9 protein-coding genes are annotated in these 13124 nt (G+C 39.0%); 8 read left to right on the top strand and 1 reads right to left on the bottom strand.

From position 1 onward, the window contains the following. Positions 1 to 203 precede the first annotated feature (203 nt). Positions 204 to 473, bottom strand: a complete 270-nt coding sequence (locus tag ABIL69_11120) for an Hsp20/alpha crystallin family protein (GenBank protein MEO0124538.1) — start codon at positions 471 to 473, stop codon at positions 204 to 206. A gap of 193 nt (positions 474 to 666) precedes the next feature. Here ABIL69_11120 and ABIL69_11115 point away from each other — a divergent pair, with 193 nt between their 5' ends. The 8 genes from ABIL69_11115 to ABIL69_11080 all read left to right on the top strand — a co-directional run. Next, complete coding sequence (locus ABIL69_11115; protein ID MEO0124537.1) at positions 667 to 1413, top strand: L,D-transpeptidase family protein; 747 nt, start codon at positions 667 to 669, stop codon at positions 1411 to 1413. Between the two features lie 390 nt (positions 1414 to 1803). Beyond that, positions 1804 to 3375, top strand: a complete 1572-nt coding sequence (locus tag ABIL69_11110) for a mucoidy inhibitor MuiA family protein (protein MEO0124536.1) — start codon at positions 1804 to 1806, stop codon at positions 3373 to 3375. A gap of 337 nt (positions 3376 to 3712) precedes the next feature. Further along, positions 3713 to 5263 (top strand): DUF4139 domain-containing protein, encoded by a 1551-nt coding sequence (locus ABIL69_11105; GenBank protein ID MEO0124535.1) that lies wholly within the window; start codon positions 3713 to 3715, stop codon positions 5261 to 5263. A gap of 146 nt (positions 5264 to 5409) precedes the next feature. Further along, positions 5410 to 7506 carry a T9SS type A sorting domain-containing protein gene (locus ABIL69_11100; GenBank protein MEO0124534.1) on the top strand — a complete coding sequence of 699 codons (2097 nt, stop codon included), beginning with the start codon at positions 5410 to 5412 and terminating at the stop codon, positions 7504 to 7506. A gap of 225 nt (positions 7507 to 7731) precedes the next feature. Then, on the top strand, positions 7732 to 9105 hold the full coding sequence (locus ABIL69_11095) for a T9SS type A sorting domain-containing protein (GenBank protein MEO0124533.1): 1374 nt from the start codon (positions 7732 to 7734) through the stop codon (positions 9103 to 9105). Between the two features lie 29 nt (positions 9106 to 9134). Further along, positions 9135 to 10742 (top strand): M6 family metalloprotease domain-containing protein, encoded by a 1608-nt coding sequence (locus ABIL69_11090; GenBank protein MEO0124532.1) that lies wholly within the window; start codon positions 9135 to 9137, stop codon positions 10740 to 10742. Positions 10743 to 10891: 149 nt separating this feature from the next. Continuing rightward, a complete protein-coding gene (locus tag ABIL69_11085) occupies positions 10892 to 11893 on the top strand; it encodes a GDP-mannose 4,6-dehydratase (GenBank protein ID MEO0124531.1) in 1002 nt (333 codons plus the stop codon). Between the two features lie 347 nt (positions 11894 to 12240). Continuing rightward, positions 12241 to 13124, top strand: an 884-nt coding sequence (locus ABIL69_11080) for an integrin alpha (protein MEO0124530.1), incomplete at its 3' end; no start/stop codon positions are given.

The raw sequence follows: 13124 nt of genomic DNA, 5'->3' as shown, positions 1-13124 counted from the left end.
GGAGTCAAAAGGGGTTTATCAAATCCCCCTCATTCCCCCTTTTCTAAAGGGGGATGATAGGGGGATTAAAAATGATTGGAGTGCATCAGCTTGCTGATGCTATTTTTTGTAATCAATTTTATATTTATAGATAAAAGGCTGACGCCTTAACTCCATTATCCTCTTCCTTTAAGGGAGAGGAGGGGTGCGGATTGGAGAATATCCTACTCCTGCACCGGAATTGTTATTCGCAAAATATCATTTTCGTATATAGCCTTACTCAATTCTTTTTTCAAACGCATTGATAAAAAGATATATTTGCAATAATCCACTTCATCACCTTCTGCCCTGATTAAGATTGCATCCGTTTTAACCTTAATACAAATTTTATCTTTTTCAGCACCGGGGAGAACGACTTCAACTATGAGCATATTCGCTTCAGGGTCAAGATATGTGCAAACTTCTGGTTCAATTCTTTGCTTAATGGCTGGCATAAAATCTCCTATAATTATATAAGGCAATAATCGTGCCTGATTTTCAAAAATAATGTTTTGAAATATCATAAGTTTCAGTTGATAGATGCACAAAAATAGGCAAAAGATTACATATATATTGTGCAAAAATACAATTTTTGGGGCTTGCTTAATGGTTGACTTTATGCATCTTTTAAATAGAATAACTAATAAGATGAAATTACCAACAAAGCGTTTTTCTGTTGTCCCCTTGATGATTGTTATCCTAACAGGCGATCTAATATTGCAACCGCGCAATCAAGACCGGGTTAATGCTGCAAGGGAGAAACACCAATCGCAGATTGATTCGCTCTTTGATAGTCTGGGTGTAGAATATCCGCCGGTGAAGGTCTTGATTACCGCATATAAAAAAGAACAAATTCTTCAATTGTGGGTGGAATCAAAAGACCAGGCAGAGTTTTTGAAGGCGAGGGAATACAGATTTACTGCATTTAGTGGAAAACTCGGTCCGAAAAGAAAAAGGGGGGACTTGCAGATTCCCGAGGGTTTTTATCATATCACCCGTTTCAATCCGAGGTCGCAATTTCATTTATCGTTGCGAATAAATTACCCGAATGCTTCGGATAAGATTCTGGGTAGCAGAAGAGACCCTGGAGGTGATATTTTGATTCATGGTGAGGCGGTGACGATTGGATGTATCCCCATAGGTAATGAGGCGATAGAAGAATTGTACCTGATATGCCTTGATACGAAAAATCAGGGGCAGAATAAGATTCCGGTTTATATTTTCCCCTGTCAGATGGATAGTGCAAATATGGATACACTTAAGTTGATTGCGGGAGAGGATACGGGTTTATGGTCTTTCTGGCAGAATTTAAAACAGGGTTATGATATTTTTATGAAGAATAAGAAGATTCTTAATTTTCATGTTAATGATAAAGGGAAATATGTGTATGATTGATGAGTTCAATGTAGGACAAACATTTAGAGGCTGTGTCGCAATGTCTATTTGTCACCCTGAATTTATTTCAGGGTCTCGAAAGCTGTCATTTTTCAACCGCCATCCCGATGAAAATCAGGATGCTGAAACAAGTTCAGCATGACAATAGTGATTAATTTTTAGTTATGAACAACCTCCTTAGGTTTGCGGATTATCGTAAATTTTATCAAAGGTTTATTGTCTATCGTCTCACGGTTGCGAAAAGCGCAATGGTTTGGCTTGTCATTTTGGTAAAATTGTTTGGAGTGCAAATCCCCCTTGTTCCCCCTTTTCTAAAGGGGGATAATAGGGGGATTAAAAATGACAAGAAGGGAAAGTTAGGAATTTAGGTATTTTTAAAAAGGGGGTTTTATGTTAACACTTTTGCTTCTTATGGGCATAAATATCACTGTAGATTCAAGGATTGATTCCGTGATAATCTATAGTGATAGGGTAATGGTCTCAAGGGTTGCTAATATATATCTTGATAAATCCGCTGAATTGATCTTTGCAGATTTGCCCGGCAGTCTTGATGACCAGTCAGTAAGGATAAAGGCAAATGGTCTGGCAATCGGTGAAGTCCAGATTCAGAAAGGTTATACCGCACAACCCCATCCAAGAATAAAAGAACTTGAGGATAAAATAAAATCACTTGAACAAAAAGACCGTGCGCTCTCGGACGAACTTGCAGTGGTTAAAGAAAAAGAAAAATTCCTGCAGACGATTTCGGTCGGTGCACCGGATGTGATTTCAAAGGAGGTATATACAGGGAAAATTTCACCTTCTGCCTGGGAACAGGGATTAAAATTTATGGTGGATGGCCTGCTCAGTACCAAATCGCGCACCGCACAGATTGAAAGAGAACGCAAGGATTTGCAAACCGAATTGGATACTCTTAGAAGAAAATATAATGATACAAAGGCATTGATAGAGAACAGAAAAACAATCAAATTTGATGCCCGTCCAGATAAGTTAGGGAATTATAGAATAGAATTGAACTATATTCTTTATGGGGCATCATGGAAGACATACTATGAATTGAGGGCAAACCCGTCCAAAGGTAATATCGCACTTACATATTTTGGAAAAATTAGCCAACGGACCGGGGAAGACTGGGATGATACAAAAATCATTTTGAGCACCGGAAAACCTGCTTTAGGCGGAACTGCACCAACACCGGAGCCGTGGTATATATATTCGTATGAATACGAAACAGAGATAAGGGCACCAATGGCTGCACCTGCCGAGGTGGCAAAGGAGGCTGTCAGTGAGATAGACCAAATCATCACATATCAGAAAGGTGCCCCTGCAGTGGAAGCCGGTATCTCTGTCTGGTATCCGCTTCCGGGCAGATATTCTATCAAGAGTGGTGAACCAGAAAAAAAGATTCAAATCTATGAAACAAACTTTAATGCTGATTTTGAATATCTAATAATCCCAAGACTTTCCGAACTTGCTTATTCAACAGGCAAATTCCAGAATAAATCAGACTATCTATTTCTTGCAGGTGAAGCAGGAACTTATGTCGGTGATGATTTTACGGGCAGGACAAATTTCCACAATCTTGCACCTGATGAATCAACAACTGTATCATTTGGCGTTGACGAAATGATAAAGGTTCAAAGAGAACTAAAAAAGTCAAAGGTTACGAAAGGCGGTCTGTTCAAAAAGATAAAAAAACATGAACTTCTATATGAAAATTCAATCAAAAATTTCCGCAATAAAGAAATCAACTGCACAATAATTGACCAGGTACCGGTATCACAGGAGGCAGATATAAAGGTTACAGATATTAAACTTGAACCCAAACCGAGCGAAGAAGATAAAGACCGCGGAATATACTACTGGAAGGTTACAATCAAACCAGGTGAAACATTCAAGATAAAGAGCTCATTCTCAGTTGAGGCACCGGAGACGGCAAATGTTGAAGAAATGCTTTATTAAAGAAAGACTTATGGTAATACAGAAGGTGAAAAAAGGCTAAAGAAGGCTCAAGATGGCAAAAGGACTAAAGAACAGGATATGATTAACGATTGGGTTTCGTCTGACGGTTTAGAAAAGCGAAACGGTTTGGTATATCGGTTTCGTTTGACGACAAACGAATTTCGAAATACGAAACGCTTTTCGCAGCCGACAAGCGAAGTCTTATTCTGTTCTTTAATTTTCCTTTCATTGCCCTTACTTGCCATGTATGCCATTCGCCATTCCTTATGACAGATTCATTTCTTGAGCCCCTTTGAGCCTTGTTGATCTTTTTATTTGAAATATCTGAGGAGGTTTTATGCCAGAAATAGAAATTTTTCCAAAGATTGATACAATCATAGTTTATCCTGACCGTGTTCAGGTAATAAGAACCTGTGAAGTCAATTTAAATGAAAGTACTGATATTTTAATTCCAAATCTTCCCGGTTCTCTTGATGATGAATCAGTGCGGATAAAGGCAAAGGGCATAAAAGTGGGTGAAGTCCAGGTAAAGCCTGGATATACAAAAGAACTGGCTCCAAATGTAAAGAAAATTGAAGATAGGATTAAAGAAATCTCAATAGAAGACAGAGCCCTTGCTGATGAGACCATAGTCCTGCAGGAAAAAGCGAAGTATCTCAGCACAATCTCGGTGAGCAGTCCCCAGACCATTTCAAAAGAACTCTTTACCGGAAGTATTTCACCTGACGCCTGGCGTGCAGGATTGAATTTTATTGGTGAAGAACTTTTCAATGTCAAAAAGAGAATTGCCGAAATAGAGCGCAAAAGGATTGAACTCAGAGAGAAAATGGAAGAGTTGAAAAGGGAAATGAACGACATGCAGGCAGTATCCCAGAATAAAAAGACCATTATTTTTGATGCCTATCCGCAATCAAAAGGTAAAGGACAGATAGAAATCAGTTATGTAGTATATGGTGCAAACTGGTATACTTACTATGAAGTCAGGGCTAATCCTTCTGAATCAAAGATTGAACTTTCTTATTTTGCCAAGATTGAACAGAGAACAGGGGAAGACTGGGATAATGCTCAGATAATTTTATCAACCGCACAGCCGTCTATCGGTGGGGTTGCACCAGAACCACAACCCTGGTATATAAACATTTATATACCAAGACCAGCACCAGCAAAAGCAAAGCGGGCAATGCCTCCAGAGTCTGCTGAAGCATTGGCATCTGCACCAGCAATGGACCAAAAGGTTGAATACGAGCCAGCACCTCCGGTAGAAACTGGAATTGCTGTTAGATATCCCTTACCCGGCAAATATATGATTAGAAGTGGTGAACAGGCGAAAAAAGTAAAAATCTGCGATGCTCTACTGGATGCAGAATTTGAATATTTTATTATCCCAAGAATCACAGAACTCGCATATTTGAAAGGGGAAGCGAAGAATACAACTGCCTATCTATTTTTGAGTGGCGAAGGAAACACCTATGTTGGTGATGATTTGACCGGTAAGGTTTATCTTGATACAATCGCACCGAATGAGAGAATAGTATTCTCTTTTGGTGTTGACGAACATCTAAAAGTGGAAAGGAAACAGAAAAAATCACACATTGAAAAGACCGGGCTTGTGAAGAAGGTTCTTAAATATGAGTTTGCCTATGAAAATATTGTGAAAAATTTCCATAAAAAACCTGTTAAATATACACTTATTGACCAATTACCAGTTCCACAGAGTCCAGAATTGAAGATTCAGGATGTGAAATTTGAACCTGAACCTTCTGAACAGGAGAAGGACCTTGGTATCTATTACTGGAAAGGTGAATTAGGACCAGAAAAAGAGTTAAAAATAGAAGTTTCTTTTGTAGTAGAATCCCCTGAAGGCGTGAGGATAGAAGGATTAGTGTGAAAGGGTGAAGAAGGAAGAAAAGGGGTGAAGATGGGGGAATAAGGGTAAAGAAGGATAAAGAGGGGATAATAAGATTGATTTGATATGGATGCTTGACTTGTAAAATATTTTGAATAAAATTTTTTACATTAGAGCAGGGAGGTTTTATGAATTTTATCTGTCTATGTTTTTTTGCTTTTTTTCAAACAATCGGGAGTGGGGATAATTCTATCTTTGCCTATGACTCATCAAATGTTAGATTCATTGGAAACTGGCCCTTTGGTCCTTCAAATGCAGTGGCAATAGACCAGGCGCGAAATCTTGTGTTTATGGGTTCAGGTGGTGGAGTCAGTGTTTTGAATGTAGCAAACCCTTCAGCTCCAGTTGAAGTCTCGCAGATTAAATCAAGGGGTTTTGTTGAAGGTTTATTTTATCTCAATAACCGATTATACATTGCAGATGGTAAATACGGATTGGAGATATGGGATGTGACCACGCCGAGTTCACCTGCTAAGTTAGGGTCAATCATTACACCAGGAAGGGCAAAGGATGTCTATGTCTCGGGCTCTTATGCCTATGTTGCAGACTGGACTGATGGGATAAGAATTATTAATGTCTCCAACCCAGCAAACCCTGTTGAGGTTGGCTACTGGGACCAGGACCAGGGACTTGCAATGGCAGTTGTAGTTGCGGGTAGTTATGCGTATATTGCAGACTATGATATGGGTGGATTGATTATACTCAATATTGCTGATCCGTCAAATCCATATCAGGTTGGAAGTTATGATACACCAGGTATTGCCTGGGATGTTTTTGTTTCTGGTGTCTATGCATATATTGCTGATATGGTGGCAGGATTTTTGATTCTCAATGTTTCTGACCCGTCAAATCCATACTATGTTGGTTCGTGTTTTCCTTCTGGCTGGTGTATGGGTGTCTGGGTATCTGGTAATTATGCATATCTGGCAAATTTTGATGCCGGGATGAGAATCATAAATATAAGCAATCCTGTATCTCCTTATGAAGTTGGTTATTATAATACTCCGGGAAATTCATACGAGGTCGTTCAATATGGTAATTATGCCTATGTGGCAGATGATTATGGCGGATTAAGAATAGTTAATGTATCAACACCGAATAATCCTTACGAAGTAAGTTATTTCAATCCCTTAAACTATGCGCGCAAGGTCTTTGTGAGTGGTTCTTATGCTTATATTGCTGATGATTTTGCAGGGCTGCAAATAATCAATATCTCCAATCCCAATAATCCATCAAGGGCAGGATACCTTGATACACCCGGAATTTCCTGGGATGTGTTTGTGAATAATAATATTGCCTATGTTGCTGATTATACATCAATGAGGATAATAAATGTGTCTCTGCCATCAAACCCGATTGAACTCGGTTCCTGGCCAAGTCCGGGTATTGCATTGTCTGTCTATGTATCAGGCAATTATGCCTATGTTGCAGACTGGAATATGGGTCTAAGGATTATCAATGTCTCAACGCCATCTAACCCAATTGAGGTAGGTGTCTGTATGCCACCGAGTTGGGCAAAGGATGTATTCGTCGTAGGGAATTATGCTTATGTGGCAGATACATCAATGGGTTTAGTGATAATAAATGTTTCAAATCCATATGCACCTTCAATAGTCGGTGTTTGCGATATACCCGGTTATGCCTGGGGTGTATATGTATCGGGCACTTATGCCTATGTCCTTGATTGGTATCAAGGATTGAGAATCATTGATATCTCTATTCCCAGCAATCCCCAGCAGGTAGGTTTCTGCAGTCTAACTGGTTTTAATGAGGATATTTATGTTTCAAGTGGTTATGCATATATTGCTGGTTATCAGACCGGCTTGAGAATAGTTGATGTAACGATTCCGACAAATCCTTTTGAAGTTGGTTATTATATTACTCCTGACTTGGCATACGGAGTATATGTATCGGGCAACAACACTTATATTGCTGATTATGGTGCAGGGTTGCAGGTTTATCAAGGTCCACTTGTAGGAATTCAAGAAACAGAAAAGAAACAAATTTGTTCTAATACACTGATATATCCAAATCCAGTTGTTTGTTCATTCAAAGTAGATTTTCCTGAAGGTATAGAAACTTTAAAAATCTACGATGCGTCAGGTAGATATCGTGGCATCTGTAGACCTACCAATGGAGTGATTTATTTGCCCAGCGCACTTAAATCCGGTGTTTATTTTTTAAAAAGCGGTGATTTTACAATAAGGTTTGTAAAAGTGAAATGAATTCAATTTAAAAGATTTATGGTAACGAGAAAAAAGAAAAATAATTTTAATAGGATAAGGCTTAATAGCTCCCTGAAATTTAATAAAATTATCCTCTCCCTTGATGGGAGAGGATTAAGGTGAGGGTGATAAAATTGGTTACCCCTCGCCCTTGCCCCCGTATCAAGTACGGGGCAGGCTCTCTCCCACAGGGGGAGAGGGATTTGATATATCCGAGGAGGTCTTATGATAACTAAAATCCTTGTTGGGTTATCAATTTTTATAACCCTCTATGGGCAATGGAATAAAGCACTCGTTGGGACAGCGCCAAATGTGTTAAATCTGATTCGTGTTGGTGATGGCAGAAATGATGGAGTCCAACGGGTCTATGCAATATGTGAGGATGCACGTGTCTATGAATGGACATATACAGGGAGTGGTTGGACACGTGCTACTGTTGGCATACTGCCTGGTTCAGGATGGTGTCTTGGTATAGACATTGGAAAAGGTAGAAATGATGGACTAAATCGGGTTTATGCAACGCAGATTGATGGAAATGTTTATGAATTCTTCTGGAACGGAACACAATGGATAAGGACAGCACTGGGTAATCCAAACAACACCATTTATGGTGTCTGCGTGGGTCCAGGAAGAAATGATGGTATTAACAGAATCTATGCAAGCGGGGATGGCACTCCAACAGTAGAATATACCTGGACTGGTTCTTTCTGGGATAAAGATACAGTCCAGAATGCAAATCTACAGCAATGGTTGCCCTATGTGGGGCCAGGCAGAAATGATGGAGTAAATCGTTTATATCTCCCAAACTCAATGGGTTCTACCTACACGGTTGCTGAATATACCTGGACTGGCTCTAATTTTTCAAGGTCAGATCTACCCGCGGTTGGTGGAAATCCTCTATGTATTACAATAGGTCCGGGCAGAAATGATGGAATAAATCGTCTATATGCGAGTTCAAGGGCAAAGGTATATGAGTTTACTTACCAATCAGGCACCTGGCAGACTGTGGATATAATTCCAACTTATGGAAATGAAGGTCGGTATAATATCACCCTGGGCAAAACAAAGATAGATGGAAAAAATCGTATTTATATAACCTGCTCGGGTACCCAATTCCTTGAGGTGTCCTGGAGCGGATCATCCTGGGTTGATACGGTGATTGATGCGGTATCTGCTGCTACCTGCGGAGTTGCAATCGGCAGGGGGAGAAATGATGATACAGTAAGGGTCTATGGTTGCAATAGAAATGGCGAGGTGTGGGAATTTACTCATATCCATCCTTATGTGGGTATTGAAGATGAAAATCGTAACGAATATCCATCTTTGTCAGATATTTTGAAAGTATTCCCTAATCCAACTTCAAATGGGTTGAGCATAAAATATACGCTCAATGACGAAACACTATCCGAAATCGCCATTTATGATATTACTGGAAAGAAGATTAAATTATTGTTTAAAGAGAAACAGAGTCCGGGTTCTTATGAGGTCTTCTGGGATGGTAGGGACGATTCTGGTAAAATCGTCCCAAACGGGATATATATTTTGCATTGTAGTATAGATAAGAATTTTTCGACGAAGAAGTTTGTATTTGTAAAATAATTTTTTCGGATAGCAAAAAGGAGATATTTATGAATAGAAAATTGATTTTTTTATTATTGTTGATCGCAGGAATGGTTTTTGCTATGCCCCCTAAATATCCGACAGGGGTATATCACTCCTGTATTGTTGGCCCACCGCGAGAGACACCAAAAGATTTATCCCGTGGTTCAATTGAGACCTGTGTCATTCTGGTTCAGTTTACCGACAACCGTGCGGATACTCTTAAACATACACCTGCAAGATATGATAGTATGTTCTATTCTACCGGTGTTTATTATGGTCAATATCGCCAGGGCAGTCTCAATGATTTCTTCAAAGAGAATTCATATAATCAAACTGATGTGCGTGGTGGAATCTGTGGAAACAAATGGTGGGTCTCAAATCACACTTACTCTTATTATGATGATGGAAATTATATGCTCGGCACTGGTTATCAGCTGGCACGGGATGCTGTCCAGCTTGTTGATGCAACAGTAAATTTTCATCAATATGACTTAAATAATGATAATCATATTGATGGCGTTTTTGTGGTTCACGCAGGACCAGGTGCCGAGGATACTGGGAATCCGCATCAATGCTGGTCCCACGCAATTCCAAGTTTTAATTACACGACAAACGATGGAGTAATTATTGATGGTGCAACTAATGTTCCCGAAGTAAATCTCGTCACACCTGCACTTGATACTACACTCTGTTGTATCGGCGTTATGTGCCACGAACTCGGACACGTAGTAGGACTTCCCGACCTTTATGACCCTACACGAAACACCTGGGGTGTCGGTTACTGGAGTTTGATGGGCTATGGTGCCTGGGGTGCAGGTGGAAATACACCCTGGAGTCCTTCCCATGCGGATGCATGGTGTAAGAAGAGAGTGAACTGGCTGAGTTATACACCAATTACTTCAAATGTTACTGGTTTGCGGATTCTGGATTTAGAAACCCATCCAGTTGCATATCGCGTATGGCGTAATGGTGTAATCAATGATACATTTTTTATTCTTGAAAACCGCCAGAATAAAGGTTTTGATACTCCCTTACCCGGTCGTGGACTCTTAATATGGCATATTGACCCGCGTTATGGTGGCACATATCACAATGTTGTTGACCTTGAAGAAGCAGATGGTCGTGATGACCTTGACCATGGCTGGGGATACAGACCTGACCCGCATTATTATCATCATGAACTCGGCGATTCTGGCGACCCTTATCCGGGAGATAGTAATAAAACAATGTTCGGTCCTAATACTTATCCCTCAAGCAATAGCAATTATGGTGTTCCAACAAATGTAACGGTCCGTAATATAACAATTGTTGGTGACACGGTGATTTGTGATGTGATCGTTAATACAACAGAAATAAACGAAGGAAATAATACAAACAACAAAGATATAATTATATTCCAGAATCCAGCGAAAGGTATGCTGATAATTAAATATAACTTTCTCAAGGCAGAGAATATTGTTGCAGAAATTTATGATGTCTCTGGACGAATGATCGAAAGATTATTTTCTCAGAAGTTTTCCGGAACCGGTACCATAAGGGTTAAACCAAAGAATCTGTCCTGCGGTGTCTATTTCTTGAAGATTAAAAAAGAAGTAGCAGGAGAGATTCATAAATTTATCTATCTTGGAACATAAATTAACGTCTTAGTTTGTTTTGCATTAGTCAGTGTATAAATATAATTGCAAAATGGTACCGATTTCGTGTCTTGAAAAAGGTTATCTTTTCTGCATAATTACGCATTGATGTAATAAGTTTGTGAAGGAAAAAAGGAGGCTGTCAAAAAATGAGAAAGGATGCTAAATCAAAAAAAATTCTTCTTACTGGCGTGGCAGGTTTCATTGGATACAAAACTGCCGAAATGCTTTTAGAAAAAGATTATTATGTGTATGGAATTGATAACCTTAATGATTACTATGATGTAAGACTGAAGGAGTGGCGACTGTCACAATTAAAGAAGTTTAACAATTTTAATTTTGCAAGGATTGATATAGAAAATTTATCAGCATTGAAAAAGATTTTTGTCAAAAATAAAAATTTTGATGCGGTTATAAACCTTGCTGCACGGGCGGGTGTGAGATATAGTATGAAAAATCCTGCAGTCTATATGACTACCAATGCATTGGGAACGCTGAATTTATTAGAATTGATGAAAGAGCATAATATCAAAAAAATGATTCTTGCTTCAACTTCTTCTTTGTATGCAGGACAAAAAATGCCTTTCAAAGAAGATCTGCCGGTAAATACCCCAATCTCCCCTTATGCGGCATCAAAAAAGGCAGCGGAATCTATTGCCTATTCCTATCACTATCTTTATGATATGGATATAATCATTTTGAGATATTTTACGGTTTATGGTCCAGCAGGCAGACCGGATATGAGCGTTTTCAGATTTATTAAATGGATTGATGAGGGAAAAGAATTAATTCTTTATGGTGATGGAACTCAGAGCAGGGATTTTACCTATGTTGATGATATTGCTGACGGAACGATAAGGGCGCTCAATGTTAATGGCTTTGAAATAATAAACCTTGGAAATAGCACACCCCATAGTTTAAATGAATTGATTGTGTTGATTGAAAAAACAATAGGCAAAAAGGCGCGGGTTATTAAAAGACCATTTGCCAGTGCTGACTTGAAGGCAACCTGGGCAGATATAAAAAAGGCAAGATTGTTAATGGGCTGGAAGCCAATGGTCAGCCTTGAACAGGGCATAGAGAAAACAATTGAATGGTATGAGAAAAACAGAGGTTGGCTCAAAAATATTGAAATTGATTTATCAAAATAGTGTGTTAACTCAAAATTATACTAAATGAAAATTGTAATAAAAAAGTTCTTGACTTTTATTAAATTATAAATATAATTTATCATATGATTTTTTAAAAATTTCTGCTAAGGTGTCTGTTCTCAAACCAGAAAGGAGGTGAGAAATTGAGAACATGGTTTGAGAACCTGGGTAGTAAAAAAATAATAAGTTCTAACAAGGGACACCGCGGAATAATCCGCTGGGATTCAGCGGAATGTAATAAAGTTCTGCTTTTCTTATACACTAAATGATTATCAGCACATTTGGGGTGGGAAAAACGGAACTTACTTCGTGAACAGTGAAGGTTAAACAGTAAAAAGGAGGTAAAAATGGCGGGCATATCTTCACTATTCAAGAGGTGCTTTTTCGGTTTGTTCTTTGTTCTTGCATTCCTTACAGCATTTTCTCCACAAGATAATATAGAAAACATAAACGGCATTGGTGCAGAATATGAGGGATGGTTTAATAAGGTGATTAGTGATATAAAAGCGAGTGAATATGAGATTAGATGGCAGGAAAGGTATGGTGAGTATCAATCACCGAACAGGGCACAGAATTTGAGGTTCAGTTATTATTCTGACGGTTTCAAGGTTAAGCCAAGGGAAGATGGTGATAAGTGGGTTGTTCAGATAAGTTTAAAAGGATATGGCAGAAAGGAGATAAAAAAATACATAGGTGATAGACTTGTGGTTGAGAAGAACAGGGGATATGTGAGAGGTAATGGGATAGATATTAGTTTTGAGAATAATGAGGAAGGGATGAGGGAGGATTTTATCGTTTATGACCGACCAAAAGGAAAAGGTGAACTTATACTTGAGTTTGATGTGCAGATGGATAGGGTTCAGATGGGGGTGAATGATAGGGGAATGAGTTTTGTTATGGATGTATCAGGTGGTGCAGAGGTATTAAATTATGGAGATATGAAGATAACGGATAAAGAAGGTAAGGAGATAAGGGGAGAGTTCAGGTTAATAAGTGAGAGCGGATTTGCGATAGTTGTTTATGATAAAGATGCGGTGTATCCGATAGTTATAGACCCGTTATCTTTAACCCCGAACTGGACTGGCGAATCAAATCAGGCAGGTGCTTGGTATGGTTTTTCCGTCTCCACTGCGGGTGATGTGAATGGTGATGGATATTCGGATGTGATAATAGGGGCTCCAAATTATGACAATGGTCAGACCGATGAGGGTCGTGCTTATGTCTATAATGG

It is taken from the genome of candidate division WOR-3 bacterium, from assembly GCA_039802005.1.
In the GTDB taxonomy this organism is placed as follows: Bacteria; Hydrothermota; Tepidihabitantia; order SM23-42; family JAOAFX01; genus JAOAFX01.
The sequence above is the reverse complement of the archived record's forward strand: the minus strand, read 5'-3'. Positions and strand labels throughout refer to the sequence as shown.